At 67.7% G+C, this 26,722-nt stretch carries 25 protein-coding genes; 13 read left to right on the top strand and 12 right to left on the bottom strand.

Annotation, left to right across the window (positions count from 1 at the left end):
- Positions 1 to 23 precede the first annotated feature (23 nt).
- Positions 24 to 728 carry a glutathione S-transferase N-terminal domain-containing protein gene (locus ACWV14_RS22495; RefSeq protein ID WP_454903834.1) on the bottom strand — a complete coding sequence of 235 codons (705 nt, stop codon included), beginning with the start codon at positions 726 to 728 and terminating at the stop codon, positions 24 to 26.
- Between the two features lie 51 nt (positions 729 to 779).
- Entirely contained in the window at positions 780 to 1,739 is a 960-nt protein-coding gene (locus tag ACWV14_RS22490; protein WP_454903832.1) for a TIGR03571 family LLM class oxidoreductase, read from the bottom strand.
- 190 nt (positions 1,740 to 1,929) lie between these two features.
- On the opposite strand from ACWV14_RS22490, the gene ACWV14_RS22485 reads away from it, so the two are divergent.
- The 3 genes from ACWV14_RS22485 (at position 1,930) to ACWV14_RS22475 (ending at position 5,742) form a co-directional block, all read left to right on the top strand.
- Positions 1,930 to 3,249 carry an MFS transporter gene (locus ACWV14_RS22485; protein WP_454903830.1) on the top strand — a complete coding sequence of 440 codons (1,320 nt, stop codon included), beginning with the start codon at positions 1,930 to 1,932 and terminating at the stop codon, positions 3,247 to 3,249.
- A gap of 10 nt (positions 3,250 to 3,259) precedes the next feature.
- Positions 3,260 to 4,678: an FAD-binding oxidoreductase gene (locus tag ACWV14_RS22480; RefSeq protein ID WP_454903829.1), complete on the top strand. Its 1,419-nt coding sequence runs from the start codon at positions 3,260 to 3,262 to the stop codon at positions 4,676 to 4,678.
- Between the two features lie 89 nt (positions 4,679 to 4,767).
- The gene (locus tag ACWV14_RS22475; RefSeq protein ID WP_454903828.1) at positions 4,768 to 5,742 is read left to right on the top strand and encodes a LysR substrate-binding domain-containing protein; all 975 of its coding nucleotides are present in this window, start codon (positions 4,768 to 4,770) and stop codon (positions 5,740 to 5,742) included.
- On the opposite strand, the gene ACWV14_RS22470 is transcribed toward ACWV14_RS22475, so the two are convergent.
- The gene (locus tag ACWV14_RS22470) at positions 5,739 to 6,431 is read right to left on the bottom strand and encodes a TetR/AcrR family transcriptional regulator (RefSeq protein WP_454903826.1); all 693 of its coding nucleotides are present in this window, start codon (positions 6,429 to 6,431) and stop codon (positions 5,739 to 5,741) included. The genes ACWV14_RS22475 and ACWV14_RS22470 overlap by 4 nt on opposite strands.
- Positions 6,432 to 6,635: 204 nt before the next feature.
- On the opposite strand from ACWV14_RS22470, the gene ACWV14_RS22465 reads away from it, so the two are divergent.
- From ACWV14_RS22465 to ACWV14_RS22455, 3 genes are read left to right on the top strand one after another with little or no spacing between them, the layout of a single operon-like run.
- On the top strand, positions 6,636 to 7,439 hold the full coding sequence (locus ACWV14_RS22465) for an SDR family NAD(P)-dependent oxidoreductase (protein WP_454903825.1): 804 nt from the start codon (positions 6,636 to 6,638) through the stop codon (positions 7,437 to 7,439).
- A gap of 25 nt (positions 7,440 to 7,464) precedes the next feature.
- Positions 7,465 to 8,601, top strand: a complete 1,137-nt coding sequence (locus ACWV14_RS22460; protein ID WP_454903824.1) for a DUF5938 domain-containing protein — start codon at positions 7,465 to 7,467, stop codon at positions 8,599 to 8,601.
- A 4-nt stretch (positions 8,602 to 8,605) separates the two neighbouring features.
- On the top strand, positions 8,606 to 10,156 hold the full coding sequence (locus tag ACWV14_RS22455) for an acyl-CoA synthetase (protein ID WP_454903822.1): 1,551 nt from the start codon (positions 8,606 to 8,608) through the stop codon (positions 10,154 to 10,156).
- Here the strand turns inward: ACWV14_RS22455 and ACWV14_RS22450 are convergent.
- Both ACWV14_RS22450 and ACWV14_RS22445 read right to left on the bottom strand, forming a co-directional pair.
- A complete protein-coding gene (locus tag ACWV14_RS22450; RefSeq protein ID WP_454903820.1) occupies positions 10,141 to 11,772 on the bottom strand; it encodes a class I adenylate-forming enzyme family protein in 1,632 nt (543 codons plus the stop codon). The two genes, ACWV14_RS22455 and ACWV14_RS22450, sit on opposite strands and share 16 nt — an antisense overlap.
- A gap of 100 nt (positions 11,773 to 11,872) precedes the next feature.
- Positions 11,873 to 12,712: a hypothetical protein gene (locus tag ACWV14_RS22445; protein WP_454903818.1), complete on the bottom strand. Its 840-nt coding sequence runs from the start codon at positions 12,710 to 12,712 to the stop codon at positions 11,873 to 11,875.
- A gap of 234 nt (positions 12,713 to 12,946) precedes the next feature.
- On the opposite strand from ACWV14_RS22445, the gene ACWV14_RS22440 reads away from it, so the two are divergent.
- Entirely contained in the window at positions 12,947 to 13,606 is a 660-nt protein-coding gene (locus tag ACWV14_RS22440; protein WP_454903816.1) for a DUF1345 domain-containing protein, read from the top strand.
- A gap of 19 nt (positions 13,607 to 13,625) precedes the next feature.
- Here ACWV14_RS22440 and ACWV14_RS22435 read toward each other — a convergent pair whose 3' ends face one another.
- From ACWV14_RS22435 to ACWV14_RS22425, 3 genes are read right to left on the bottom strand one after another with little or no spacing between them, the layout of a single operon-like run.
- Positions 13,626 to 14,573, bottom strand: a complete 948-nt coding sequence (locus ACWV14_RS22435) for a DMT family transporter (protein ID WP_422087562.1) — start codon at positions 14,571 to 14,573, stop codon at positions 13,626 to 13,628.
- A gap of 28 nt (positions 14,574 to 14,601) precedes the next feature.
- Complete coding sequence (locus ACWV14_RS22430) at positions 14,602 to 15,099, bottom strand: methylated-DNA--[protein]-cysteine S-methyltransferase (protein ID WP_454903815.1); 498 nt, start codon at positions 15,097 to 15,099, stop codon at positions 14,602 to 14,604.
- A 6-nt stretch (positions 15,100 to 15,105) separates the two neighbouring features.
- Complete coding sequence (locus tag ACWV14_RS22425; protein WP_454903813.1) at positions 15,106 to 16,698, bottom strand: DNA-3-methyladenine glycosylase 2 family protein; 1,593 nt, start codon at positions 16,696 to 16,698, stop codon at positions 15,106 to 15,108.
- A gap of 111 nt (positions 16,699 to 16,809) precedes the next feature.
- Here ACWV14_RS22425 and ACWV14_RS22420 point away from each other — a divergent pair, with 111 nt between their 5' ends.
- Positions 16,810 to 18,192 (top strand): phosphomannomutase/phosphoglucomutase, encoded by a 1,383-nt coding sequence (locus ACWV14_RS22420; protein ID WP_454903812.1) that lies wholly within the window; start codon positions 16,810 to 16,812, stop codon positions 18,190 to 18,192.
- 4 nt (positions 18,193 to 18,196) lie between these two features.
- Positions 18,197 to 19,582: a 3-deoxy-D-manno-octulosonic acid transferase gene (locus ACWV14_RS22415; RefSeq protein ID WP_454903811.1), complete on the top strand. Its 1,386-nt coding sequence runs from the start codon at positions 18,197 to 18,199 to the stop codon at positions 19,580 to 19,582.
- Between the two features lie 9 nt (positions 19,583 to 19,591).
- On the opposite strand, the gene ACWV14_RS22410 is transcribed toward ACWV14_RS22415, so the two are convergent.
- From ACWV14_RS22410 to ACWV14_RS22395, 4 genes are all read right to left on the bottom strand, one after another.
- Entirely contained in the window at positions 19,592 to 21,133 is a 1,542-nt protein-coding gene (locus ACWV14_RS22410) for a TolC family outer membrane protein (RefSeq protein WP_454903809.1), read from the bottom strand.
- Positions 21,134 to 21,153: 20 nt separating this feature from the next.
- Entirely contained in the window at positions 21,154 to 21,498 is a 345-nt protein-coding gene (locus ACWV14_RS22405) for a rhodanese-like domain-containing protein (protein WP_454903807.1), read from the bottom strand.
- A 14-nt stretch (positions 21,499 to 21,512) separates the two neighbouring features.
- Positions 21,513 to 22,190, bottom strand: coding sequence for a protein-L-isoaspartate O-methyltransferase family protein (locus ACWV14_RS22400; RefSeq protein WP_454903806.1), 678 nt, complete (start codon positions 22,188 to 22,190; stop codon positions 21,513 to 21,515).
- A gap of 89 nt (positions 22,191 to 22,279) precedes the next feature.
- Positions 22,280 to 22,957, bottom strand: a complete 678-nt coding sequence (locus ACWV14_RS22395; protein ID WP_454903804.1) for a TetR/AcrR family transcriptional regulator — start codon at positions 22,955 to 22,957, stop codon at positions 22,280 to 22,282.
- Positions 22,958 to 23,059: 102 nt separating this feature from the next.
- Here ACWV14_RS22395 and msrA point away from each other — a divergent pair, with 102 nt between their 5' ends.
- The 4 genes from msrA (at position 23,060) to ACWV14_RS22375 (ending at position 26,676) form a co-directional block, all read left to right on the top strand.
- Positions 23,060 to 23,611, top strand: coding sequence for a peptide-methionine (S)-S-oxide reductase MsrA (gene msrA, locus ACWV14_RS22390; protein WP_454903803.1), 552 nt, complete (start codon positions 23,060 to 23,062; stop codon positions 23,609 to 23,611).
- A gap of 14 nt (positions 23,612 to 23,625) precedes the next feature.
- Positions 23,626 to 24,015, top strand: a complete 390-nt coding sequence (locus tag ACWV14_RS22385; RefSeq protein WP_454903801.1) for a hypothetical protein — start codon at positions 23,626 to 23,628, stop codon at positions 24,013 to 24,015.
- 80 nt (positions 24,016 to 24,095) lie between these two features.
- Positions 24,096 to 26,273, top strand: coding sequence for a TonB-dependent receptor (locus ACWV14_RS22380; RefSeq protein ID WP_454903800.1), 2,178 nt, complete (start codon positions 24,096 to 24,098; stop codon positions 26,271 to 26,273).
- A gap of 19 nt (positions 26,274 to 26,292) precedes the next feature.
- A complete protein-coding gene (locus tag ACWV14_RS22375; RefSeq protein WP_454903799.1) occupies positions 26,293 to 26,676 on the top strand; it encodes a hypothetical protein in 384 nt (127 codons plus the stop codon).
- Positions 26,677 to 26,722 lie beyond the last annotated feature (46 nt).

Here is a 26,722-nt window from a genome sequence, read left to right as displayed (position 1 = left end):
GGGCGCCGATGAGCGCGGCCCGTTCAGCCGCGCTTGGGAATGCCCAGTCCCTTGACGACGGCGGGCCGCGCGACGAAGGCTTCGAGCACGCGCGCGACGTTCGCGAAGTCCTTGAAGCCCACCAGCTCGCCGGCCTCGTAGAAGCCGACGAGGTTGCGGATCCAGGGGAAGGTGGCGATGTCGGCGATGGTGTAGCTGTCGCCCATGATCCATTCGCGGTTCGCGAGGTGCTTGTCGAGCACGCCGAGCAGGCGCTTCGACTCACCCACATAGCGGTCGCGCGGGCGCTTGTCCTCGTAGTCCTTGCCGGCGAACTTGTTGAAGAAACCGAGCTGGCCGAACATCGGGCCGATGCCGCCCATCTGGAACATCACCCACTGCAGGGTCTGGTAGCGGCCGGCGGCGTCCTGCGGAATGAACTTGCCGGTCTTCTCGGCCAGGTACACCAGGATCGCACCCGACTCGAAAAGCGCCAGCGGCTTGCCGCCCGGGCCGTCGGGGTCGAGGATGGCGGGGATCTTGTTGTTCGGGTTGAGCGAAAGGAACTCCGGCGACATCTGGTCGTTGGTCTCGAAGCTCACGAGGTGCGGCTCATAGGGCAGGCCGGTTTCCTCCAGCATGATCGACACCTTCACGCCGTTGGGCGTGGGCAGCGAATACAGCTGCAGCCGCTCGGGATGCTGCGCGGGCCATTTTTTCGTGATGGGGAAGCTCGAGAGATCGGTCATGGGTGGTGTCCTTGGGTTCGCGGAAACTGCAAGCGCCGGATTCTGCCCGGGTCAGGCCGCTGGCGTGCGTGCGTGGCCTTGCAGCCGCGGCAACACCTCGCGCCCCAGTTCCTCGACCACCTCCCTGGCGGGCCGAGGGCCGCGCACCACGTTCATCAGCACGTGCGCGACGCCCGCGTCCTCCATGCGGTCGAGATAGGCCACCAGCGCATCGCGCCCGGTGCGCAGGCCGAGTTCGATGGGCTCGGCCGGTGCGGCGGGGTCTTCGAGCAGGTCAATCTGCAGCGACTGGATGAAAGGCTTGGCCTCGCCGTCCGCGCGCTCGCGCAGCGCGGTCTGCCAAAGGCCGATGCGGCCCTGCTGGCGTGCCTCGTCGCGGTGATACGTGGCCCAGCCGTCGGCTTGGGCGGCGGTCCATTGCAGCGACTGGCGCGCCGAGCCCACCACCAGCATGCCGATGCGTTCGGCGGGCGGGGCCATCAGGTCATGGCCGCCGGTGGCTCCGCGCAACGCGGCGCGCCCGGCCGCATCGGGCGAGAGTGCCGAGCGCACCAGGTTCCAGCGCTCGCGGAAGGCGTCGCCGCGCAGCGCGATGTCCTGCTTGAAGATGGCGAACTCGGCCTCGCGGTCGCCGGAGCCCAGCCCGAGGATGAAGCGTTCGCCGGACAGCCGGTTCAGCGACAGCGCCGCCTTGGCCACATGCAGCGGATGGCGCAGCGGCAGCACCGCCGCGGCCGTGCCCAGCGCGATCCGCCGCGTGGCGCCGGCCAGCATCGCGAGCCACACGAAGGGTTCGTCGAGCACCGAGATTTCATCGCCCTGCGGCACCATCACCGGCACATCGCGCGTCCACAGCGCGGCAAAGCCGAGCCGGTCGGCGAGGGCGGCAACTTCGCGCTCCGCCTCGGGGTCGGCCATGGCGCCGTTGGCGCGGGCCACGGGCGTCATCAGGCCCAGGGTGAGTCGGCCGGCAAGCAAAGTCTGCCGGTAGGCGGCGTTGAAGGGAGGCATGTACGGAAGGCGCGAAGGCGCACGTGAGGTTCTGAAAATGATCGCACGGGCAATCTCGTTCGGAGATGCACCGATCTTCAATCCATATGAATCTTGCGTGTAAACCCGCAGCGGCGATGCCGGGCCGCCCGCGACCATCGGTTGCCGACAACACGAATACAGACTGAAGCAAGGAAAGAGAGAAGCGCCCATGAGTTCCACCTCCACCGCGGCCGAGCCCTACGGCGGGCACTTCGACAGCACTGCCGATGCGGTCTACCGCAAGGTCGGCTGGCGGCTGATTCCGCTGCTCTTTCTCTGCTACATCGTGGCGTACCTCGACCGTGTGAACGTCGGCTTCGCCAAGCTGCAGATGCAGGGCGACCTGCAGTTCAGCGAGGCGGTCTACGGGCTGGGCGCGGGCATCTTCTTCATCGGCTACTTCCTGTTCGAGGTGCCGAGCAACGTGGTGATGCACCGGGTGGGGGCGCGGCGCTGGATCGCCCGCATCATGATCACCTGGGGCGTGCTGTCGGCGGCCACCATGCTGGTGAGTTCGCCGATGTCGTTCTACGTGATCCGCTTCCTGCTGGGCGCGGCCGAGGCGGGCTTCTTCCCCGGCATCATCATGTACCTGACCTACTGGTACCCGGCCGCGCGGCGCGGCAAGGCGACCTCGCTGTTCCTTGCGGCGATTCCGTTCGCGGGCATCCTGGGCGGCCCGCTGTCGGGCTGGATCCTGCAGGGCATGAGCGGCGTCCATGGCTGGGCCGGCTGGCAATGGCTGTTCCTGCTGCAGGGCCTGCCGACCGTGGCGCTGGGGCTGGTGGTGTGGCGCTACCTCGACGACCGCGTGAAAGACGCGCAGTGGCTCACGCCCGCCGAGCGCGAACTCATCGCGCGCGACATCGCCAGGGAAGACGCCGGGAAGGCGCAGCCGCGAATCCTCGGCGTGCTTGGCAACGGCCGCGTGTGGCTGCTGGCGCTGGTGTACTTCGCCTATACCTCGGGGCTTTACGGCATCTCGTTCTGGCTGCCGAGCATCATCAAGGCCATCGGCGTGACGGGAGCGCTCGACATCGGGCTGCTCAGCGCGATTCCGTGGACCTTCGGCGTGATCGCGATGTACTGCATGGCGCGCAGCGCCGACCGCCGGCTCGAGTACCGTTGGCACAGCGCGCTGGCCGCCGTGGTCGGTGCGCTCGGCCTTGTGCTGAGCGTGGTCTTCCACGGCAACACGGTGCTCGCGATGGCCGGCCTCACGCTGGCCACCATGGGCATCATGTCGACGTTCCCGGTTTTCTGGGGCATGCCGACGGCTTTTCTCGGCGGTGCTGCTGCGGCGGCTGGCATTGCGCTCATCAACTCCTTCGGCAACCTGTCGGGCTTCAGCGCGCCCTTTCTCATCGGCCTCATCAAGGATGCGACGCGCAGCACCGATGCAGGCCTGTACATGCTCGCTGCACTGCTGGTGACTGGCGCGGTGCTGGTGTTGTTCGTCAAGCCCGGGCGCGCTTCGGCGCAGCCCTGAAGGAACCTCCATGGACTCCGTCGCAGGCACTCCCGCGCGTTCCAGAATGCGCCGTTCCCCGTCGCCCGAGTTGCTCGCCCTGTTGCAGCGCAAGTTCGCCGATCGCTTTTCCACCAGCAGCGCCGTGCTGCAGCAGCACGGCACCGACGAATCGACCTACCCGCCGCAGCCGCCCGATGCGGTCGTGTTTGTCTGCAGCACGGAAGAAGTGGCCTTCGTGGTCCGGGCCTGCGCGAGCGAGCGCGTGCCGGTCATCGGCTTCGGCGTGGGCTCGTCGGTGGAAGGGCACTTGCTGGCGGTGGAGGGCGGCGTGTGCATCGACTTCTCGCGCATGAACAAGGTGCTGGCGATCCGCCCGGGCGATCTCACGGCCACGGTCGAAGCGGGCGTAACGCGCGGGCAGCTGAACGCGGCGCTGTCGGAGACAGGCTTCTTCTTCTCGGTCGATCCCGGCGCCGATGCATCCATCGGCGGCATGGTGGCCACGGCCGCGTCAGGCACCAACACCGTTCGCTACGGCACGATGCGCGACAACCTCGTGAGCCTCACGGTGGTCACGGCCAACGGCGACGTGGTGCGCACCGCCTCGCGGGCACGCAAGAGCTCGGCGGGCTACAACCTCACGCAGCTCTACTGCGGCTCGGAAGGCACGCTGGGGCTCATCACCGAGGCCACGGTGCGGCTGCATCCGCACCCTGAGGCATATGCCGCGGCGGTGGTGAACTTTCCGTCGGTGCGCGCCGCGGTCGATTGCGTGATCGAGTCGATCCAGATGGGCGTGCCGCTCGCGCGCGCCGAGATGCTGGACGCGCTGACCATTCGCGCCGTGAACGCGCACAGCCGCACCACGCTCGGCGAGAGCCCCACGCTGTTCCTGGAGTTCGGCGCGAGCCGCACGCAGATCGACGAGCAGGCCGGCATCGTGCGCGAGATAGCGGCCGGCCACGGCGGCAGCGAGTTCCAGTGGGCCAACCGGCAGGAAGAGCGCTCGCGCCTGTGGACGCCGCGCCATCACGCCTACTTCGCCTGCCTGCAGCTGAAGGCAGGCAGCCGCAGCCTGACGACCGACGCCTGCGTGCCGCTGTCGGCGCTGGCGCAGTGCATCGACGAAACGCAGGCCGACATCGCCGAGCATGGCCTGCTGGTTCCGGTGTTCGGCCATGTCGGCGACGGCAACTTCCATTGCCTGGTGCTGGTGGACCCGCACAACGCGGCCGAGAACGAAGCCGCCGAAGCCTTCAGCCACAGGCTGGTGCAGCGCGCTCTGCGCCACGGCGGCACCTGCACCGGCGAGCACGGCGTGGGAATGCACAAGATGAAGTACCTGGCCGAGGAACACGGCGAGTACGGCGTGGCGCTGATGCGGTCGATCAAGCAGGCACTCGACCCGCACGACATCTTCAATCCCGGCAAAGTCGTCGGCGCATGAGCGCACGCGCTACCGAGGCCCGCATACCCCCGACCTAGAATGACCGGCCGCGCTCCGCACCCCCGCAACGCGCGGCCGGAGATATGCGGATGGAACTGCGCCAGTTCAGGTATTTCGTCGCCATCGTGGACTGCGGCAGCCTCTCGCGCGCGGCGCAGCAACTCTTCATTGCCCAGTCGGCGCTGAGCAAGCAGATGGCCGAGCTGGAAGGCGAGCTCGGCGCCCCGTTGCTGCTGCGCAGCCGCAACGGCGTGGCGATGACCGAGGCGGGAAAGGTGTTCTACGAGTACGCGCAGGGCATCACCAAGCAGGTCAGCGACGCCAGGGCTGCGGTGCATGTCGCGGCTGATTCGGTTGCCGGCTCCGTGGTGGCGGCGCTGCCGCAGAGCGTGTCGCCCATGATCGCGTTGCCGCTCATGCGCGCGGCGGCCCGGCGCTACCCCGACGTGGTGCTGCACCTCAACGAAGAGCTCACCGGCAACATGGCCGACCAGTTGCTGCGCGGCCGGGTCGACGTGGCGATGTTCTCTCCGACCATGCCTGCCGAAGACATCGCCTTCACGCCGCTGGTGGAAGAAGACTTCGTGTTCCTCGAATCGCCGCAGAGCCCGCATGCGCTGCCGCCCGGCGACGTGAGCATCGAGCAGGCCACCGCGCGCCCGATGGTGTGGCCGGCCAATGCGCACGGCCACTGCACGCGCTGGCTGGTGGACGGGTTGCTCGAGGCGGCGGGCCATCCACCGGCGCGCGTGGCGGCGGAAATCAATTCGGTCTACACGCTGAAGGCAGCGGTCGAGGCGGGGCTCGGGCCGACCATCATGCCGCTGGGCCTGGTGCAGCGCGAAATGAAGGAAGGGCGACTGGCGGCCCACCGCATCACATCGCCGGCGATGTTTCGCACGCTGGGGTTGTGCGTGTCGGTGCACCTGCCCACGACCAATGCGAAGCGCGCGGTGTGCGCGCTGATCGGCGAGGTGGTCCGCACGCTGTGCGAGAGCGGCGAGTGGCAAGGCGCGCGCTTCGTGGCGGGCGCGGCTGCCGCTGCGAAAAAACCGAAGTCCTAGAGCGCCTTGGCGGCGGCAGTGCGCTTGCGTGCCGCCGGCGCGGCCTTGGCGGGCAGCGAGAACAGCCGCACGATGGACTGCCGCACGTCGGCCTGCATCGCGGCCACGGCGCCGGCGTCGCCCGAAAGATGCTTGAGCAGCGCCTGCTGGAACAGCCCGTCGAACAGCGCGTAGGTGGCCGAGGGCGTCATGCCTGGGTCTTCGCCAGACAGCTCGGCGAAGCGGCTCATGATGCGCCAGATCATGTCTTCCAGGCTCTTGTCGATCTGCACGACATCGGAGCGGAATGCTTCCTCGAACAGCGCCTGCGAACGCAGGTCGTACCAGAGGCGGTGCACATGGCCTTCGTCGCGCAGCGTGTCGGCCAGGCTCTGCAGGAAGCCTTCCATCAGCTCTTCGCAGGTGTTCGCGCTGTCGACCGCATGGTCGTAGCGGGTGACGCAGCGTGCCTTGTATTGCTTGACGCTGCAGATGATCAGGTCGATCTTGTCGCTGAAGTAGTAGTGCAGCACGCCGTGCGAGAACTCGGAGTTCTGCGCGATCTCCCGCAGGCTGGTACGCGCATAGCCCAGCGCGGCCAATGTGGTGAGCGCGGCCTCGCCCAGTTCCGCACGCCGCTCCGAGAACTTGTCGACCCTCGCCTTGGGCACCCGCTCCGCTTGCTTCTTTACGCGTTGTTCTATCGTCATTTCAAAACGGGCCGCATGCATGCCGGCCCCCTGTACCCGTGTTGATTGCAAACCATAGCACGCAAGCGGGAGAACCCGCATCCGGCGTGTCACGCATGCCATTCTATGGAATCTTGACACTCGTCAAATAAATCCTTGACACACGTCAAGTCGATTTCTAGCATGGCCGTTCCATCTCATAAACATATCCACAGGAGACAAGTGATGGCCAAGTTCGACTTGAAAGGGCGCCGTGCGCTCGTGACGGGCGGTGCGCGCGGCATTGGCGCGAGCATTGCCGAAGCGCTGGCTGCGGCCGGTGCGTCCGTGATGATCGGCGACGTGCTCGCCGACCTGGGGCGGGAGACAGCCACCCGGCTCTCTTCCTCAGGCGCGAAGGTGGGCTTTGTCCCGCTCGACGTCACGAAGGACGGCGACTGGGCCTCGGCCACAGAGACCACGGTGAAGGAGCTTGGCGGCTTCGACATCCTCGTCAACAACGCGGGCATCGAGATCACCTCGCTGGTGATCGACGTCGACGGCGACGACCTTCGCCGCATGCTCGACGTCAACGTGGCCGGCACGCTGCTCGGCATGAAGCACGCGTTCCGCGCGATGCGCCCCGGCGGCAGCGCGGGCGGCGGCGGGGCGGTGGTCAACATCGCTTCGGTCGCAGCCACCATCGCGTTTCCGGCCATCGCCGGCTATTCGGCCACCAAGTCGGCGGTCGACCGCGCCACGCGCGTGGCGGCCATGGAGTCCGGCAAGCTGGGCTACGGCGTGCGCGTGAACTGCATCTACCCCGGGCTGGTGCCCACCGACATGGGCATGAAGCTCGCCAACGACATCGTGGCCGCGGGGCTCGCGCCCAGCGTCGAAGCGGCCGTGGGCGACGTGGTCGGCCAGACGCCGCTCGGGCGCCTGGGCGAGGTCGGCGACATGGCCGACGTGGTGGTCTTCCTCTGCAGCGACGCGGCCCGGTTCATCACCGGCGCCGGCATCGCGGTGGACGGCGGCATGGGCATGTGAGCGCACGGCATCAAGGAGACACAACATGAGCAGCAGCAAGAAGAAGCCCGTCGTCGTCTACGGCGCCTCCGGCTACACCGGTCGCCTGATCTGCGAGTACCTGCGCGAGTACAACATCCCCTTCATTGCAGCGGGCCGCAGCGCGCAGAAGGTGGAAGAAGCGATGAAGTCCAACGTTCCCGGCATCGAGACCGCGAACTACGGGGTGGTGGAGGTGGCGCATTCGGCAGGCGCACTCACCGAGCTCTTCACCGGCGCATCGGTGGTGCTCAACACGGTGGGGCCTTTTGCCAGGTTCGGCGCCGAAGTCGTCGAAGCCTGCCTGGCCGCCGGATGCCACTACACGGACACCACCGGCGAGCAGGACTGGCTCATCACGCTCGAGCGTGAATGGGGCGACAAGTTCGCCAAGGCCGGCCTGCTGCTCTCGCCGGGCCTGGCGCAGATGTACACCACCGGCGAGATCGCAGCGCAGCTGTGCCTGGAGACGCCAGGGCTCGACACGCTGGACATCGCCGTGTTCTGGGGCGGCAGCCCGACCATCGCGTCTACCCAGACCATCCTGGTCAATGCAGCCACGTCCAAGGCTTACTACCTGGAGCAGAACGAGTACGTTGAATGGCAACCCGACGCAGGCCTGTATCACCTGTCGATTCCGGGCCAGCACGAGGCTGCACTGGCATTGCCCTGGGGCGGCACCTCGCACCCGGTGTGGTTCAAGCGCGATCCGCGCGTGGCCAACGTGAAGGTGCTCGGTGGCGTCTTCAACAAGGCGCTGATGCAAGGCGTGCCGCAGATCGTCGCCGCCGCGCTCAAGGCCACCGAAGGCATGAACGATGAAGACCGCTACGCGGCGCTGGCCAAGACGGCGGCGGGCGTGATGAACACCATGCCTCCGCGCGAGAACCCGCGCATCAACAAATCCGTCGATTCGGTGCATGCCTCCGGTCCGCTGGGACGTGTGCATTGCGTGATCTTCGGCAACTGCAACTACAAGCAGACCGGCTTGCTGCAGGCCTATGCAGCCGCCTCGCTGCTGCAGCAGCCACCCAGGCGTGCCGGCTTCGCCTCGGGTTGCCAGGCCTTCGGGCATCGCGAGCTGCTGGGTGCGCTGCGCAGCTTCGGGCTGGTGCAGGAGCCGGCGCTCACGCGCCTGGGCTGACTCCATGCGCCTCGTCGACTACCTCGACAAGGGCGCCCAGCTGGGCGCCCATGCGCCGTGCCTGACCCTGGGCGCCATCGAACTGAGCTATGCCCAGGTGCAGCGCATCAGCTGGCGCGTGGCACGTGGCCTGCAGCGCGCCGGCGTGCGGCCGGGGGACAAGGTGGCCGTGCTGTCGAGCAACGACGCAATGGCCTTCGCCACGGTGTTCGGCATCTCGCGCGCGGGCTGCGTGTGGTGCCCGATCAACCCGCGCAACGAGGCGAGCGAGAACGCCTTCGTGCTCGACGCCTTCGACTGCGCATGCCTGTTCTTTCACGGCAACTACGCGGACATGGTCGGCCAGATGCGCCCGCGGCTGCCCAAGTTGCGAGCGCTGGTGTGCCTCGACGGGCGGCAGCCTTTCGCGCCCTCGCTGGACGACTGGCTCGAAGGGCTGGACGACTCGCCCATCGACATCCCGCCGCCCGACGACCTGGTCATGATTGCCGGCACCGGCGGCACCACCGGCCAGCCCAAGGGCGTGATGCTCTCGGGCCGCAACCTCGAGGCGATGTCGGCGCTGACGCTCATGGGCTATCCCTTCGAAGGCCGGCCCGCCTACCTCGCGCTTGCGCCGCTCACGCATGCGGCCGGCGTGCTGTGCCTGCCGGTGATGGCGCTGGGCGGGCGGGTGGTGATCATGCCCAAGCCCGACCTCGGCGAGTTCCTCGGGCTCATCGAGTCGCACAGCATCACTCACACCTTCCTGCCGCCCACGCTCATCTACATGCTGCTGCAGCATCCGCAGCTCGCCTCTACGCAACTCGATTCGCTGCAATGCTTCTGGTATGGCGCCGCGCCCATGTCCGCCGCGCGGCTCGAAGATGCGCTGCGGAAGATCGGCCCCGTCATGGCGCAGCTCTTCGGCCAGACCGAGGCGCCGATGATGATCTCGATGATGTCGCCGCGCGAGCACTTCAACGCAGACGGCACGGTCGCGCGCCATCGACTTTCTTCCGCCGGCCGCCCCGGCCCACTGGTGCAGGTGAGCGTGATGAATGGCGACGGCGCGCTGCTGCCCGCCGGCGAAAGCGGCGAGATCGTGGTGCGCGGCTCGCTGGTGATGCAGGGCTACTACAAGGACCCGCGCGCCACCGAGGAAGCGCGCCGCTTCGGCTGGCATCACACGGGCGACATCGGCTACCTCGACGCCGACGGCTACCTGTACATCGTCGACCGTGCCAAGGACATGATCATCTCGGGCGGCTTCAACGTCTACTCCGCCGAAGTGGAACAGGCGCTGATGCAGCACCCCGATGTGCAGGACAGCGCCGTCGTCGGCCTGCCCGACGAGAAGTGGGGCGAGCGCGTGGTGGCCGTGCTGCAGCTGCATGCGGGGCGGCAGGTCGATCCGGAAGAGATCAAGGCCTTCGTCAAGTCGCGCATCGGCAGCGTGAAGGCACCCAAGCAGATCGAGGTGTGGCTCGACCTGCCGCGCTCCAAGGTGGGCAAGGTGCTGAAGAAAGACGTGCGCACGACGCTGCTGCAAGCCGCCGGTCAGCCGCGCGTGTAGTTGTCCTGGTGCGCCTTGCGCAGTTCGAACTTCTGGATCTTGCCGGTGGACGTCATCGGCAACGCGGGCAGGAAGATGATCTGCTTGGGCACCTCGAAGCCGCCAAGGTGCTCCTTGCAGTGCGCCGTGAGCGCGTCTTCGGTGAAGTCCGCGGGCGCGTCGGGCCGGCGTGTCACGAAGGCGGTGATGGCCTCGCCCCAGCGCTCGTGCGGCAGGCCCACCACCGCGGCGTTCATCACGGCCGGGTGGCGCAACAGTACTTCCTCGACCTTGATGGAGGGCACGTTCTCGCCGCCGGACTTCACCATGTCCTTCAGCCGGTCGAGGAAGATCAGTTGCCCGTCGTCGTCCATCTTCCCGAGGTCGCCCGAGTGGTGCCAGCCGAAGCGCTGTGCATTGGCGGTGGACTCCGGGTCCTTGTAGTAGCCCAGCATCACGTTGGGCCCGCGAAAGACGATCTCCCCGACCTGCCCGGGCTCCAGCAGTTCGCCGTCGTCGCCCATCACCGCGACCTCGTTCACCAGCGTGCCCACGCCCCAGTAGGAACCGAATCGATTGCGCTGCTCGCTCGCCTCGAAGATGGTGGCGCCCGGATACATCTCGGTCTGGCCCGACACCAGCGCGAAGTTGGGGCAGAACTCGTCGAGCAGGCGCAGCAGCAGCGTGCGCGACATCGGCGCCATCGCATACACGCAAAGCCGCAGGCTCGACAGGTTGCGCGCCGTGCGCTGCGGGTGGGCCAGCAGCGCGCCGTACATCATCGGCAGGCCCACGGCCACCGTGATCCTGTGGCGCTCGATGGCGGCGAGCATCGCGCCGGGGTCGAAGCCGCGAAGCACGACCACCGCGCCACCCACCGACAGCGCAGACATCAGCACCGTGTGCTGGCCACAATGGAACAGCGGCAGCACGCTGCTCCACACATCGGCGCGCTCCGGGCTGCTGCCCCACTCGACCATGTTGCTGAGCAGCACCGAATGCACCGACGCATGCGAATGCATCACGCCCTTCTGGCGTCCGGTGGTGCCGCTGGTGTACATGATGAGCGCGAGGTCGGTGCTGTCGATGTCCACGTCGGGCAGCGTCTCTGGCCCTTGCGCGATGGCCTGCGGCACGGTCGGGATGCCCTGCGGCGGCGTGTCGCCGTCAAGCACGCACAGCAGGGCACACACTCCCGTGGACTGCAGCAGTTCGCGCAGCTCGGGCTTCGCTTGCAGCGCGGTGTCGATCACCACATGCCGCACTTCGGCATGCGCAAGGATGTAGCCGATGGCGTCCACCGCCAGCGCGGTGTTGATCGGTACCCACACCAGCCCGGCCTTCTGGATGCCCAGCATTGCAACCACCATCTGGATCGAGTTGTTGCACAGCATGCCCACGCGCTCGCCCTTGGCGAGCCCCATGCCCAGCAGGTGGTGCGCGAAGCGGTTCGATGCCGCATCGAGTGCGCGGTAGGACAGGCGATGTTCGCCCTCTATCAGCGCCGTGCGCTCGCCGAAGCGGCGCGCGGAGCGGTGGATCACGTCGCCCAGCGCGATGCGCGCAATGCGCGGATGAAAGCGCGTGGCCGACGAGGGCGCGAGGCCGGTGACGGCCGTGGTGGTGGCTGCAGGCATGCTGTATGTCTCCGTTCTTCGTTCGTTGGGGCGCAGCCTAAGGCTGGCCCCGACGTCGCGTCTTGCGAAGACTGGCTGCGCGCGGCCGCTCTGGCTGTGCCTAGAAGCGGGCCTTCAAGAAAGCCGACGGGCCTTGCAGCCGCACCTTCAGGCGCGTGTCCGCAAAGTCGGCGTCGCGGGTCAGGTCGATGTTGGTCACGTTGTAGGCGAGCACCACACCGACGTTCTTCACCGGGAACCACTCCACGCCCGCGGAGGCGTTGTAGATGTTGCCGTGGAAGCGGCCGCCGTTCTTCCACACGCCCGAGGCGTCGGCAAACAGCCGCAGGTCGGGAGTGATGGCATGGCGCACGCCGATTTCCAGCAGCGGCGCGATCGCGTTGTCGCTGGAGCTCTGGCTGTAGGTGCCGACCTGTCCGTTGACGATGGCGCCAGCACTCGTGCCCAGCGTGGCGCGGTAGTAGGCCGCGCCGGCCCCCAGGCCCAGCACCGTGTTGCCCGTGCCGATCCACCACTTGTAGGACAGCTTGGCGAAGTCGAGCTTGGTGCTGATGTTGGCGTTGCCGAAAGTGTTGAGCGAGCCGAAGCTGCCGAAGGTGTTGTTGCTCGCGATGCCGCCCGAGTAGTCGCGCTTGTATTGGTAGTAGTCGAAAGAAATGCCCTGGCTGTCGCCGATCAGCATGTCTGCGCTGACGCGCGGCATGGTCACGCGGCCGGGCTTGAGGTCACCCGACTGCAGCGAGCCGTAGGGCGTATTGACGGAGGCATTGAACTTGGGATCGGCGTTGTAGCCGCCCACGGAGAAACTGAAGCGGTCCAGCGCCGGGGACGGATCGGCAAGGGCAGGTGCGGCGGCAAACAGGAAGCCGGTGCCGAACAGGGCGCCGATGGCGCCGAAGCGGACGGTCCAGTCGAAGGGGCGGGAGTGGAGCTGCAACATGAAATGGATCTTTCGGACGGAAAAGAAAAGCCTCGGGCACATGCGCGTTGGCGCGTGGTTTTTCTTACGCATGTGGCTTCCGAGGGCTGCTCCCTGAGGTCGACCAACAAAGTAATGGCGGCGCGTGCTCGATTCCATGCGCGCAATGCGGCTGCGCGTGTAGGACTTTCTCCAACGTGCCTGAATGCGCGGCTTTCGTCGGCACACCGGTGCGCGCGGCGCTACAGTGCCCGCATGCGAGAACACCTTTCCACCACCACCGGCCCGCAGCGGCTTCTGTACGGCGGCCTGGTGGGCGCCGCGGTTGCCTTGGTGCCCTGGTCCATGAGCGGCATGGCGCGCGGGCTGGCCGGCTGGTGCGCCGGCGTGCTGGTCTACCAGGTGCTCACATGGTGGCTGGCCGACACCTTCGACGCGCGCCGCACGCGCGAGCGCGCGCAGTCGCTGGACCAGCCCAACGTGGTGATCCTGGTGTCGATGCTGGTGGCGGTGGGCGTGAGCGTGGTGGCCATCGCCATGCTGCTGCAGCAGGTCAGGCAGCTCGACGGCTGGGAGCGCGTGGCGCACGTCGCGCTCGGGCTGGTGGCGCTGGCGGGGTCGTGGCTGATGATGCATTCGATCTACGCGTTCCACTACGCGCACCGCTACTACATCGACCAGAAGAGCGGCAGGCCCGACGGCGGCCTCGACTTTCCGGGCAAGGACGACGCCCCCGACTACTTCGACTTTCTCTACTACTCCTACGTGATCGGCATGACCTCGCAGGTCTCCGACGTGCAGGCCACGTCGAAGGAGATGCGCCGCATCACGCTGATCCACAGCGTGCTGTCGTTCACCTTCAACATGATGGTGCTGGCGCTCTCGGTCAACGTGGTGGCCGGCGCCTTTTCCTGAGCGCGCCTGTTGCGGACGTTCAGGCCGCGGCCTTGCGCGGCCAGCCGAGCTTGACGATGCCGGTGGACAGTGCCACACCGCACACGATGACGGCGGCGCAGATCAGCATCCACTGCGTGATGTGCTCGTCGAGGAACACCGCGCCATAGAAGAGTGCGAACACGGGCACCAGGAAGGTCACCGTCAGTGCGCGTGCGGGCCCGGCGCGCTCGATCAGCCTGAAGAACAGGATGTAAGCGATGCCCGTGCAGGCGATGCCCAGCGCCAGCAGCGCGAGCCATGCGCGCAGGCTCGGCATCTGCGCAGGCCACAGCAAAAAGGCGGGGATGGCCAGGAACAGCGTGGCGCCGATCTGGCTGCCGGTGGCCGTGGTCAGGGCCGGCACGCCGCCCAGGTGGCGGCGCGTGGCGCTGGCCGATATGCCGTAGCACAGGCACGCGCCCAGGCAGGCCAGCACCGCCCACAGTGCCGCATGGCCGCTGGCGCCCGCATGCAGGCCGGCGCCTCGGCTCGCGAGCATCGCGACGCCGGCAAAGCCGATCACCAGGCCCACGATGCGCGAGCCCGCGGGCCGCTCGCGGAACCAGGCCCAGGCCACCAGTGCGCCGAACATCGGCGTGGTGGCGTTGAGCACCGCGGCCAGGCCGGTGTTGATAGTCAGCAGCGCGAAGCAGAACAGCGCGAACGGCATGCCCGAATTGAAGACGCCGACCGCGAAGCTGGCCTTCCAGTGCTTCGCGATGCTCGGGCCCTGGCCGCGCAGCAGTGCGATCGGCAACAGGAACAGCGCCGCGATGGCCACCCGCACGGCCGCAGTCGGCAAGGCTCCGAACTCGGCCGCGCCGATGCGCATGAAGAGAAAAGACGCTCCCCAGAGCGCCCCCAGCAGCACCAGGTCGACGAGCCACCCTGCGGAGGTGGCGGGCGCGATGGTCTTGGCGGAGATGTTGTTGTTCGTTGTGCTCATGCGTTTCTCGTTCTTCTTCGTGGTTGCCTTACAGCGCGCCTTCCAGCTCCAGGAGGGCGGTCTTGCGCTCGAGCCCGCCAGCGTAACCGGTCAGCGAACCGTCGGCGCCGAGCACCCGGTGGCAGGGCACGATCACGCTGATCGGGTTGCGCCCCACGGCCGCGCCCACCGCGCGCACCGCGGTGGGGTTGCCGAGCTTGGCGCTCAGCGTGCCGTAGGTCAGCGTGGCGCCGGCCGGAATGGTCAGCAGCTGCTGCCACACGCTCTGCTGGAACGCGGTGCCGTGCGAGAGGTCGAGCTTCATGTCGAAGTGGTCGCGCTTTCCGGCAAAGTAGTCGCGCAGCTGCGCGGCCGCCTCGACCAGCGCGGGGTGGTCGTCTTTGGCGATCCAGCCCGTGGTGTCGGGCCAGTGGCGCTGCTGGTCGAACCAGACGCCGGCCAGGCCCAGGTCGGTGGCCGCCATCGTGATGCCGCCGAGCGGCGTGTCGATGTGCGATGTGTAGATGAGCTTGCTCTTGAACTTCATGGCATTTCAGGCGGGGAGGCCTGCCGTGGTGATGAGGGGAGATGCAGCCGTGGCTGCGATACCGGTATCGGGAGCCGAGGGCGCGTGCCATGCGCGCAGCACCGCATAGCTGCGCCAGGGGCGCCAGGCTTGCGAGGCTTCGCTGGCGGCGCGCGCGGTGGTCACGCCCAGCGCCTTCTGCAGCGCGACATCGCCGGCGGGGAAGGCATCGGGCCAGCGCAGAGCGCGCATCGCGATGTATTGCGCGGTCCAGGCGCCGATGCCGGGCAGCTCCTGCAGCGCCGCGATGGTCGAGGGCACGTCGGCCCCTGCATGCAGCGCCAGCTTGCCGTCCGCGACCTCGCGGGCGATGGCCTGCAGCGCGGCCTGCCGCTGGCGCACGATGCCGAGCTGGCCCAGCGCATCGCCGCTCGCCTGTGCAATGGCGGCCGGCGTGGGAAACAGCCGGTCGAGTCCTTCGACGGGCGTGGCGATGGCTTCGCCGAATGCCGCTACCAGCCGCGAGCCCAGCGTGCGCGCCGCGGCGACCGTGATCTGCTGGCCCAGCACCGCGCGCACCGCCAGCTCGAAGCCGTCGACCGCGCCGGGCACGCGCAGCCCGTCGCCGTGCGGGAAGGCCGCATGCAGCGCGGCGTTGATGGCCATCGGCTCGGCGTCGAGGTCGAACAGCGCGCGGGCGCGGCTGATGACGATAGGCAGCACCGCCGCCAGCGAGTCGCTGACCGACAGCAGCACCTGTTCGCGTTCGAGGTCGAAGCGCAGTTGCAGCCAGCCGGCATGCGCCTGTGCACCCTGCTGGATGCGCAGGGTGCGCGCCAGCTTCACATAGGCGGGCGTGCTGCCCTTGGCCGGCTCCTTGCCGTCGGCCGTAGCCACCACTTCGATGCCGCGCAGGGCACGGCGCGCGAAGAAGCCGAGCATGGCGTTGTCGTCGTAGGGCGGCCTGAAGCCCAGCCGCACCTCGATGGCCCGCCCCGCGCCGTTTTCGACGGCCGCGCCGCCGGCACGGCGCAGTGCGCTCGGGTTGAGGCCGTAGTGCTCCACGAATGCGGCATTGAAGCGCCGCACGCTCGCAAAGCCGCTGGCCAGCGCGACCTGCGTCATGGGCAGGCGGGTGTCGGCGATCAATTGCTTGGCGGCCAGCAGGCGGCGCGTCTGCAGGTACTGCAGCGGTGACACGCCGAACTGCGCCTCGAAGATGCGGCGCAGATGGCGGTCGCTCACGCCCAGGCGGGCTGCGATCTGCGCCGCGCCGGGGCCGTCTTCGGACCATGCATCGGGCTCGTCGATCAGCCGCGCGGCCTGCAGCGCGAGGATGCGCGAGGCGTCTTCGGTCGACCAGCTGGCCGCGCGCGGCGCCAGTTCGGGCCGGCAGCGCAGGCAGGGGCGAAAGCCCGCGGCCTCCGCCTGCGCAGCGTGGCGGAAGAACCGGCAGTTCTCGCGCCGCGGCAGCTTGACGCGGCAGACCGGGCGGCAATATATGCCGGTGGAGGTCACGGCAGTGAAGAACGACCCGTCGAAGCGCGCATCGTGCGTCTTCATCGCCAGGTAGCAGGCGTCGCTCTCGAGCGCTTCGGTGGGGGCGTGGTTGGAAGGCATGGGGAAATGATACGGTTTCGACTCGTTTCAACTGGCCGTTTTCGGACATGTGGCACCCCGGGGCGTTGCCTACAATGGCCCGTTTACAAATCCAGCAGGGAAACGCCTTTCATGCAGCTCAGCGCGTCGATCTTCAAGGCCTATGACATTCGCGGCGTCGTGCCGGTCACTCTCGATGCCGAAGTGGCGGAAGCACTCGGCCGGGCCTTCGGCAGCGCCGCCCGTGCCGCCGGTGAAAAGTCGGTGGCCGTGGGACGCGACGGCCGCCTGTCGGGTCCGATGCTGGTCGAAGCGCTGATCAAGGGCCTGGTGGCCACCGGCGTCGAGGTGATCGACGTGGGCGCCGTCACCACGCCCATGCTGTACTTCGCGGCCCACACGCTGGCCTCCAGCGGCATCCAGGTCACGGGCAGCCACAACCCCAAGGACTACAACGGCTTCAAGATGGTGCTGGCCGGCCGCGCCATCTACGGCGACGAGATCCAGGGCCTGCGCAAGACCATGGAAGCCGGCACCGCGCAACTCGCCCCCGGCGGCAGCGTGCGCAAGGTCGACGTGACCGAGGCCTACGTGAAGCGCATCGCCAGCGACATCAAGCTGGCCCGGCCCATGAAGATCGTGGTCGACTCCGGCAACGGCATCGCGGGTGCATCGGCTCCGGCCATCTTCCGAGCCATCGGCTGCGAGGTGACTGAGCTGTTCAGCGAGGTCGACGGCGACTTCCCCAACCACCACCCCGATCCGAGCAAGCCCGAGAACCTCAAGGACCTTATGGCCGCGCTGGCTTCCGGCGACGCCGAACTGGGCCTGGCCTTCGACGGCGACGGCGACCGCCTGGGCATCGTCACCAAGGACGGCCAGAACATCTTCCCCGACCGCCAGATGCAGCTGTTCGCGCAGGACGTGCTGTCGCGCGTGCCGGGCGGCACCATCATCTTCGACGTGAAGTGCTCGCAGCGCCTGGCGCCGGCCATCGAGGCCGCGGGCGGCAAGCCGATGATCTACAAGACGGGGCACTCGCTCATCAAGGCGAAGATGAAGGAGCTCGATTCGCCTCTGGGCGGAGAAATGAGCGGCCACATCTTCTTCAAGGAGCGCTGGTTCGGCTTCGACGACGGCACCTATGCGGGCTGCCGCATGCTCGAAATCCTGAGCAAGAGCCCCGACGCGAGCGCGGTGCTCAACGCCTTGCCCACCAGCTTCTCGACGCCAGAGCTGAACGTGGCCTGCGCCGAGGGCGAGCCCCACGCGGTGGTCGACAAGCTCGTGAAGAGCGCCGATTTCGCGGCGCCGGCCAAGGTGTCGACCATCGACGGCCTGCGCGTCGACTGGCCCGACGGCTTCGGACTGATCCGCGCGTCTAACACCACGCCCGTGCTGGTGCTGCGCTTCGAAGGCCAGACCGATGTCGCGCTCAAGCGCATCGAGGCCGAGATGCTGGCGCTGCTGCGTACCGCCAAGCCCGACGCCCAACTGGCGGCAGCCGCCCACTGAGCCTGTGCGTTCGCTACTGCTGCGCCTCTACGGCGTCTTCACCACTGCTGTGCAACCCCTGGTCCGCCGCAAGCTGCGGCGCCGTGCCGTGGCCGAGCCCGGCTATGGCGTGGCCGTCGAGGAGCGCTTCGGCCGCTACGACGAGTCCATCACCGGCCATGCCCAGTGCTGGGTGCATGCGGTCTCGCTCGGCGAGACGCGCGCGGCCGCCATCCTCATTGCCGAATTGCGCCGGCAGTACCCGGGCGTGCCGATCCTGCTCACGCACGGCACCGCCACCGGACGCGAGGAGGGCGCCAAGCTGCTCGAGCCGGGCGACACCCAGGTCTGGCAGCCGTGGGACACGCCGGGTGCCGTGGCGCGCTTTCTCGACAAGTTCCAGCCGCGCATCGGCGTGCTGATGGAAACCGAGGTCTGGCCCGAGATGGCCGCCGCCTGCGCCGAGCGCCGCATTCCGCTGGTGCTGGCCAATGCGCGCCTCAACGAGAAATCGCTGGCCGCAGCCGAGCGCCTCGCATGGCTCTCGCGGCCCGCCTACTCGGCCCTCACCGCTGTGTGGGCACAGACAGAGGCCGATTCGCACCGGCTGGTGTCGCTCGGCGCCAAGGTGGCCGGCGTGTACGGCAACCTCAAGTTCGACGCCACGCCCGACGCGCGCCAGCTCGGCACCGCCATGTCGCTGCGCGAACGCCTGCCGCGCCCCATGGTCGTGCTCGCAAGCTCGCGCGACGGCGAAGAGCGGCTGCTGCTCGAAGTGCTCAAGCGCTTCGGCGCGACCTCGCCGGTGCCGCCGGAGCAGGGCGCGGTGCGCTCGATTGCCAAGCGCGTGCACGACGTGCAGTGGATGATCGTGCCGCGCCATCCGCAGCGCTTCGACGAAGTGGCGGCGCTGATCGAGGCCGAAGGCTTCGCGGTGGCACGGCGCAGCGCGGCGGGGCAGCCGGCCGAATCGGAAATCTGGCTCGGCGATTCGCTGGGAGAAATGGCGCTTTACTACGGCCTGGCCGACGTGGCGCTGCTCGGCGGCAGCTTCGAGCCGCTGGGCGGACAGAACCTCATCGAACCGGCGGCCTGCAGCTGCCCGGTGATCATGGGACCGTCGACCTTCAACTTCGCCGAAGCGGCGCAGCTCTCATTGGCGGCAGGCGCGTCGCTGCGCGTCGAGGGCATGGAGCAGGCGGTGACGGCGGCGCTGAAGCTGGTCGAGAACCCCGAGCGCCGTGCGGCGATGGCGCAAGCCGCGCAGGCCTTCGCCTCGTCGAACCGTGGCGCCGCGGAACGCACGGCCGCGGCGGTGCTGGCAATTGCGCAGGCGGCCGAGCCCGTGGACACGGTGAACGCGCCGCTGGAAGTAGATCAGCCGCCGCGCGCGGAACCCACGCTGGACTGAAGAGCAGCCTCAGCGCACCGGCGGGTTCAGGATCACCGGTGGCACGGGCGGCGTCGGCATCGTCGGCGCGGGCGGATTGAACGGCTGCACCGGTACCGGGGGAATCACGGGAATGCTCGGCGGCGCGACCACCGGTTGCTGCTGCTGCGCGCGGTCCGGTGCCGTGGCCGAGGGCACTGCCGGCACGCTGCCGTTGCTCGCCAGCGTGGCGTTGATCGCATTCATGTCGTCGGTGGTCAGCGTGCCGTTGGCCTGGCGCAGCTTGAGGTTGCCCAGCAGCACGTTGTAGCGCGCCTGCGCGAGGTCGCGCTTGGTCTGGAACAGCTGGCTCTGCGAGTTCAGCACGTCGATGTTGATGCGCACGCCCACCTGGTAGCCCAGCCGGTTCGCATCGAGCGCGCTCTGGCTCGACGATTCGGCGGCCTCCAGCGCCTTTACCTGCCCCGCACCCGAGACCAGCCCGAGGTAAGCCGCGCGCGTGGCCTGCGCCACGTTGCGGCGCGTGCCCTCGAGCACGCTGCGCGACTGGTCTTCGAGTGCCAGCGTTTCCTTGATGCGGTTCTCGGTCGCGAAGCCGGCGAACAGCGGCAGGTTGAACGTGACGCCGACCGTGGTCGCATTGGTGCGCGTGCCCACGGTGCTGGTGGTGGTGCCGGTCGGATTGCGCGTGACGTTGTAGCCGAGGTTGGCGTCCAGCGTGGGCTTGTGGCCGGCCTTGGCCTTCTCCACCTCGAGCCCGGCCACGTCGACGCCCAGGCGCGCCTGCTTGATTGCCGGGTGCACTTCGTCGGCCTGCGAAACCCAGGCATTGATGTCCGCTGGCATGGCCGTGGGCAGCACCACCGGCACCGCCAGCGGCACCGGCACGCTGCCGGGGCGGCCGACCAGCTGGTCGAGCACCACTTTCTTGACCTGCAGGTCGTTTTCGGCCGAGATTTCCTGCGCGATCACCAGGTCGTAGCGGGCCTGCGCTTCGCGCGAGTCGGTGATGGTCGATGTGCCGACCTCGAAGTTGCGCTTTGCCGACGCCAACTGTTCGGCCACGGCCACCTTCTGCGCGCGCACCAGCGCCAGGTTGTCCTGGCTGGCAAGCACGTCGAAGTAGGCCTGGCTCACGCGCACGATCAGGTCTTGCTCCGCAATGGTGAACACCGCCTGCGCGATGTCGGCCTGGCGCTTGCCTTGCTCGTAGGTGGCCCAGTTGGCGGGGCGGTACAGCGGCTGCGTGGCGTTGATGCCGACGTTCTGCGTGTTGAAGTCGCGCGGGGTGCTGGTGCCTCGGCCGGTGCCCGTGAGGGTTTCGATGTCGACGTCGCTGCGCGTCACGCCGGCCGTGAGGCCGACCGCCGGCAGGATGCCGGCCTTGGCCTGCGCGGCGCGCGCCACGTTGGCGTCGTACTGGGCCCGCGCGCCCTGGTAGGTGGCGTCGTAGCCGCGGGCGGCGTCATACAGTTCGTTCAGTGTCTGGCCCTGGGCCGGCAATGCGAGCAGTGCTGCGAAGGTGCTTGCGAGCGCTGCGGAAAGTGGCGAAAGCCGGGGCCTGGAGGGCATGAACGTCCTTGGAGAAAGAATCAGTAGCGTGGGACCGTGGGGTCGTGTGAAGACCATGCGTCGATGCCGCCGGCCACGTTGGCCAGGTCGGCAAAGCCGTTCTGGCTCAGGAACGCGGCCACGCGCTGGCTGCGCGTGCCGTGGTGGCAGAGGCAGGCGATGCGCTGGCCCTCACCGGGCCTGGCCAGCTCGGCCAGGCGCCCGGGGATCTCGTTCATCGGGATCGCGACCAGGGTGAAGCCCTGGGGCACGACGCTCGCCGTCTGCAGCTCCCAGGGCTCGCGCACGTCGAGCAGAACCGGGGCCGCATCGGCGTCCTGGGCGAACCAGGCGGCGAGGTCGGCGGGGCGGACTTGGTCGATCATGGGTTTCCGTCCGCTCAGAACGAGAAGCGCGAGGGTTCGGGGAAGTTCAGCAGGCGCGGGGCCACGGTGTCCCAGGGCTGGATGGTGTCCCACTTGCTTTCGCTGGTGCGGGTGACGAAGTGGGCGCGCATCATGGGCTCGTCGCCCACGATGGCCGACAGGCGGCCGCCGACCTTGAGCGAACCCAGCAGGTTCTGCGGAATGCGCGCGACCGAGCCGCTGAGCACGATCACGTCGAAGCTCGGGCCGCTGGCCAGGGGTACGGAGCCGTCGGCGTGGCGCACTTCGACGTTGGTCACGCCGTTGCGGCGCAGCGTCTCGGCGGCGCGTGCGGCAAGCACGGGGTTGATTTCCAGCGACAGCACCTGGGCGGCGCGGGCGCCGAGCAGGGCGGCCATGAAGCCGGAGCCGGTGCCGATCTCGAGCACCGATTCGTGCTTCTGGATGTGCAGGTCCTGCAGCGTGCGGGCCTCGACCTTGGGCGACAGCATGAATTCGCCGGGCACGGAGCCGTCCAGCAGCGGCAGTTCCATGTCGAAGAACGACAGGGTGCGGTGCTCGTCGGGCACGTAGTCCTCGCGGTGGATTTCAGCCAGCAGTTCGAGGATGTCGGTCTCCAGCACATCCCAGGGGCGGATCTGCTGTTCGATCATGTTGAAGCGCAAGCGCTCGAGGGTGGGGGTGGGGTTCATGGCGTGGCTTTCCTTGTGGGCTCAGGACAAACCTTCAATTTTAGGTGGCGCCGGTGACACCCGCGGCCCGGTCGGCCTTCCGCGACGCTTCATGCCTTGTCTCCGGGGCGAACGGTGAGGCCGTAAAGCACGGTTTCCGCCTGTGTCGCGAGGTATTTCTCGGGGTCGAGCGTCGAGGCGCCGTCGACGCAGACCATGGCCGAATGCTTCCAGAGCATGAGGAAGACCATGGGTGCGACCACCGAATAGATCGCGTGGTCGATGTCGACCTTGGCGAACTCGCCGCGGTCGATGCCGCGCTGCAGAATGCGACGCAGCAGGTCGTGGCCGGGGCGCACCACCTCGCGGCGGTAGAACTCCGCGAGTTCGGGGAAGTTGGAGCCCTCGCACATCATCAACTTGGTCAGGCCGGATGCCTTGGTCATGCCGACGCGTTCCCACCACACGTTCATGCAGTAGCGCAGCATTTCGGCCGAGGTGCCCTCGAACGCTTCGAATTCGGCATTCCACTCGGTGAAACGGCCGCCCAGGCTTTCCATGACCACGGCCTTGAACAGCTCTTCCTTGCTAGGGAAGTACAGGAAGAGAGTGCCCTTGGAAACGCCGGCCCTTGCCGCCACTTCTTCGGAGCGGGTGGCGGCGAAGCCCTTTTCCACGAACAGGTCGAGTGCGGCCGCCAGCAATTCGCCGGGGCGCGCTTCTTTCCGGCGTTCACGCTTGGCGCGTATCGGACAGATCTTGTCGACAAAGGATCGGGGCGTGGGCATGATTTTAATGACTCGCGGGTTAGTAATGTAGTGAGCGGCATCTGTCACGTCAAGCCGCGACAATATCGGGTTCGTCTTTTTCCAACCTTCCGGAGCAGTGCAATGACCTCTTCATCGTCGCCCACAGAAACCATCGTGCTCGGTGGTGGCTGCTTCTGGTGCACCGAGGCGGTCTTCGACCGTGTGCAGGGCGTGCTCGACGTGGAGTCGGGTTATTGCAACGGCCAGGTCGTCAAGCCGACCTACGAACAGGTCTGCACCGGCCGTACCGGCCACGCCGAGGTGGTGAAGCTCGAATTCGACCCGGCCCGGATCAGCCTGCGCGAGATCCTCGAGATCTTCTTCGTGGTGCATGACCCGACCACGCTCAACCGCCAGGGCAACGACGTCGGCACTCAGTACCGCAGCGGCATCTACTACACCGACGACGCCCAGAAAGAGGTGGCCGAAGGGGTCATCCGCGAAATCGAGGCCAGCAAGACCTACCGTTCGCCGGTCGTCACCGAAGTGGCCAGGCTCGACAACTATTCGACGGCCGAGGCCTACCACCAGGACTACTTCCTGAACAACCCGAACCAGGGCTACTGCGCATTCGTCGTGGGCCCGAAGGTCGAGAAGTTCCAGAAGACCTTCGCCTCGCGCCTGAAGGCCTGATCGCTCCCGGACCCGTGCGCATCGCCCGCCAGTCACCCTCCCGTTCGTCGCGCGCGTTGATCGTCGCGCTGGCGTTCGCGTTGTGGATCGCGGGCACGCTCGGGGTCATGCACCGGTCGCTGCACGTGCCGGGCCTTTCGCAGGCCGCGGCGGCGGTGCAGCAGGCATCGCAGAGCGGTGTGCACAAGCATGCGGCTCATGGACTGGGCAGCCTGTTCGGCGAGCACACCGACGCCGAGTGCCGGCTGTACGACCAGCTGGAGCACGGCTCCACGGCGCCCAGCGTGCCGCTGGTGGTGCTGCCGATACTGCTGCCTTCGGCCACCTTCGCCTATCTGCAGGGCGAGGCCATCGCCCGCTGGATCGCGCTGTTCGACGCGCGCGGTCCGCCTTCCACTCGCTGAATCCCCCCGTGTTCCGGCCGTAGCTGCCCGCATTGCGCGGGCGGCTGCGGATCGTTCATCGATTCAACGAGTGTCCATTCATGATTCCCAATTTCCGTCGCAATGCCGTTGGCATTGCCGTTCTTTCCCTGCTGTCCTGGCCGGCCTTCGCCCAGGACGCGACCACCACCACGACAACCACCACCGTCGCTCCCAGCAGCGCCGAGGGCACGCTGTCCACCGTGGAGATCCAGTCCGAGCGCCTCAAGAAGGCGCGCATGGAGCTTTCGCCCGAGGTCGGCGCGACCGTCTATCGCATCGACCGCGCGGCCATCGACGCGCTCGGCAAGGGCGATGCCACGCCGCTCGACGACGTGCTGCTGACCCTGCCTGGCGTAGCCAAGGACTCCAAGGCCTCCGGCTCGCTGCACGTGCGCGACGACCACGGCAACGTGCAGTACCGCGTCAACGGCGTGCAACTGCCCGAAGGCATCTCGGGCTTCGGCCAGTCGCTGGACACGCGCTACATCGACTCGGTCAACTTCCTGACCGGCGCCTTGCCCGCACAGTACGGCCTGCGCACCGCCGGGGTGGTAGACATCCAGACCAAGCAGGGCTTCGGCAAGCCCGGCGGCTCGCTCGGCTTCACCTTCGGCAGCCACAACACGCTGGAAGAAAGCGGCTCCGTCTACGGCACCACCGGCAACCTGAGCTACTACCTGTCGGGCAGCCTGGTGTCCAACACCAACGGCATCGAGAACCCGCAGCCCACGCTCAATGCGCAGAACGACCGCACGCGGCAGGGCAAGACCTTCGGCAACCTGTCTTACTACCTCGATGCCGACACCCGCCTGGGCCTGATGTTCGGCACCTACAACGGCAAGTTCCAGATCCCGACCAACCCTAACCAGACGCCGGCCTTCTCGCTGGCCGGCTACAGCGACCTGGGCACGGGCTACAACGGCCTGCCATCTTCCGACGTGCGCGAGCGCCAGACCGAGGCCACGCGCTTCGTCGCGCTGTCCTACCAGAAGACCGTGGGCGCGCTGGATTTCCAGATCTCGGCCTTCCACCAGTACTCGAACCTGCACTACGTGCCGGACGCCGTGGGCGACCTGATTTACAACGGCGTGGCTTCCGACACCCTGCGTTCCAACTCGTCGAACGGCCTGCAGGCCGATGCGTCGTACAAGCTGAACGACGCCCACACACTGCGCTTCGGCGGCGCCTACACGCGCCAGAGCACGCGCAGCATCAATGCTGTGAACGTGTTCCCGGTCGACGACAGCGGCGCGCAGGTAGGCAACACGCCGGTGCTCATCAACGACAACTCCGGCAAGGTCGGGCAGCTCGCCAGCCTCTACGTGCAGGACGAATGGCGCATCGACCCCAGGCTGACCTTCAACTACGGCCTGCGCTACGACAGCGTCGACGCGTTCACCAAGGAGCACCAGTGGAGCCCGCGGCTGAACCTGGCGTACAAGCTGTCGGACGACACGGCACTGCACGCGGGCTACGCGCGCTACTTCACGCCGCCGCCGCAGGAGCTGGCTTCGCAGCAGAGCATCAACCTCTACACCGGCACCACCAACCAGCCTGAAATCGCCAATTCCGACCCGGTGAAGGCCGAGCGCACCCACTACTTCGACCTGGGCCTGGACCACAAGGTGAACGACAACCTGTCGCTGTCGGCCGACGTGTACTACAAGAACATCACCAACTTGCTCGACGAGGGCCAGTTCGGCCAGGCGCTGATCCTGTCGCCGTTCAACTACGCCAAGGGCTTCGCGCGCGGGCTCGAGCTGTCGGCGCGCTACAACGACGAACACTGGTCGGCCTACGCGAACTTCGCCTACCAGAAGGCGATGGGCAAGAACATCGTGTCGAGCCAGTCGCTGTTCGGTGCCGACGAGCTGAGCTACATCGCCAACCACTACGTGTACCTGGACCACGACCAGACCTACACGCTGTCGGGCGGCGCAGCCTACCGCTTCGGCGACAACCAGGTCAGCGGCGACCTGGTCTTCGGCAGCGGCCTGCGCCGCACACCCGACGGCGGCGCGCCCAACAGCGCGGCGCTGCCGCACTATGCCGTCGTCAACGCCGCGTACTCGCACACCTGGAAAGAGTCTTCGGGCGGCGACATCGTCGGGCGCATCGCCATCCTGAACCTGTTCGACAAGAGCTACCTGCTGCGCGACGGAACCGGCGTGGGCGTTGGCGCGCCGCAGTACGGCACGCGGCGCAGCCTGTACGTGAGCATGACCACGCACTTCTGATGCAGGCCTGGCACGCAAGATGAACCCGAGGCTGTCGCGCACCGTCGCACTCATGCTGCTCTTCGCAGTGTGGGTGACGGCTACGCTCGGCCTCGTGCACGCCACGCTGCACGTGCCGGGCGACCGCGCGTGGGCCGTGGCCGCCGCGACCGCCGCGGCCGAGCCCTCGGCAAAGCACGCCCCGGCGCAGCGGCATGGCTGGATTCATGCGCTGTTCGGCGACAAGACCGACGCCGAGTGCCGGCTGTACGACCGCCTGTCGCACGGCTTCAGCATGCCCGGCGTGCCGCTGGTGGTGTTGCCGATAGTGCTGCCGTCTGCCACCTTTGCCTATCTGCAGGGCGAAGCCATCGCCCGCTGGATCGTGCTGTTCGACGCACGCGGTCCTCCACTCGCTCGCTGATTTCTCACGTGTTCCGGCTGTGCCGCCACCCGCCTCGCGCGGGTGG

Source organism: Variovorax durovernensis, assembly GCF_977011995.1.
The sequence above is the reverse complement of the archived record's forward strand: the minus strand, read 5'-3'. Positions and strand labels throughout refer to the sequence as shown.

Bases quoted from the DNA above. Each gene is read 5' to 3' on its own strand.
- ACWV14_RS22405 (WP_454903807.1), bottom strand. From the start codon at position 21,498: ATGATCGACCAAGTCCGCCCCGCCGACCTCGCCGCCTGGTTCGCCCAG.
- msrA (WP_454903803.1), top strand. From the start codon at position 23,060: ATGACCTCTTCATCGTCGCCCACAGAAACCATCGTGCTCGGTGGTGGC.
- ACWV14_RS22470 (WP_454903826.1), bottom strand. From the start codon at position 6,431: ATGACGATAGAACAACGCGTAAAGAAGCAAGCGGAGCGGGTGCCCAAG.
- ACWV14_RS22375 (WP_454903799.1), top strand. From the start codon at position 26,293: ATGAACCCGAGGCTGTCGCGCACCGTCGCACTCATGCTGCTCTTCGCA.
- ACWV14_RS22455 (WP_454903822.1), top strand. From the start codon at position 8,606: ATGCGCCTCGTCGACTACCTCGACAAGGGCGCCCAGCTGGGCGCCCAT.
- ACWV14_RS22425 (WP_454903813.1), bottom strand. From the start codon at position 16,698: ATGCCTTCCAACCACGCCCCCACCGAAGCGCTCGAGAGCGACGCCTGC.
- ACWV14_RS22440 (WP_454903816.1), top strand. From the start codon at position 12,947: ATGCGAGAACACCTTTCCACCACCACCGGCCCGCAGCGGCTTCTGTAC.
- ACWV14_RS22435 (WP_422087562.1), bottom strand. From the start codon at position 14,573: ATGAGCACAACGAACAACAACATCTCCGCCAAGACCATCGCGCCCGCC.
- ACWV14_RS22475 (WP_454903828.1), top strand. From the start codon at position 4,768: ATGGAACTGCGCCAGTTCAGGTATTTCGTCGCCATCGTGGACTGCGGC.
- ACWV14_RS22430 (WP_454903815.1), bottom strand. From the start codon at position 15,099: ATGAAGTTCAAGAGCAAGCTCATCTACACATCGCACATCGACACGCCG.
- ACWV14_RS22410 (WP_454903809.1), bottom strand. From the start codon at position 21,133: ATGCCCTCCAGGCCCCGGCTTTCGCCACTTTCCGCAGCGCTCGCAAGC.
- ACWV14_RS22400 (WP_454903806.1), bottom strand. From the start codon at position 22,190: ATGAACCCCACCCCCACCCTCGAGCGCTTGCGCTTCAACATGATCGAA.
- ACWV14_RS22420 (WP_454903812.1), top strand. From the start codon at position 16,810: ATGCAGCTCAGCGCGTCGATCTTCAAGGCCTATGACATTCGCGGCGTC.
- ACWV14_RS22460 (WP_454903824.1), top strand. From the start codon at position 7,465: ATGAGCAGCAGCAAGAAGAAGCCCGTCGTCGTCTACGGCGCCTCCGGC.
- ACWV14_RS22465 (WP_454903825.1), top strand. From the start codon at position 6,636: ATGGCCAAGTTCGACTTGAAAGGGCGCCGTGCGCTCGTGACGGGCGGT.
- ACWV14_RS22395 (WP_454903804.1), bottom strand. From the start codon at position 22,957: ATGCCCACGCCCCGATCCTTTGTCGACAAGATCTGTCCGATACGCGCC.
- ACWV14_RS22380 (WP_454903800.1), top strand. From the start codon at position 24,096: ATGATTCCCAATTTCCGTCGCAATGCCGTTGGCATTGCCGTTCTTTCC.
- ACWV14_RS22480 (WP_454903829.1), top strand. From the start codon at position 3,260: ATGGACTCCGTCGCAGGCACTCCCGCGCGTTCCAGAATGCGCCGTTCC.
- ACWV14_RS22445 (WP_454903818.1), bottom strand. From the start codon at position 12,712: ATGTTGCAGCTCCACTCCCGCCCCTTCGACTGGACCGTCCGCTTCGGC.
- ACWV14_RS22450 (WP_454903820.1), bottom strand. From the start codon at position 11,772: ATGCCTGCAGCCACCACCACGGCCGTCACCGGCCTCGCGCCCTCGTCG.
- ACWV14_RS22485 (WP_454903830.1), top strand. From the start codon at position 1,930: ATGAGTTCCACCTCCACCGCGGCCGAGCCCTACGGCGGGCACTTCGAC.
- ACWV14_RS22490 (WP_454903832.1), bottom strand. From the start codon at position 1,739: ATGCCTCCCTTCAACGCCGCCTACCGGCAGACTTTGCTTGCCGGCCGA.
- ACWV14_RS22495 (WP_454903834.1), bottom strand. From the start codon at position 728: ATGACCGATCTCTCGAGCTTCCCCATCACGAAAAAATGGCCCGCGCAG.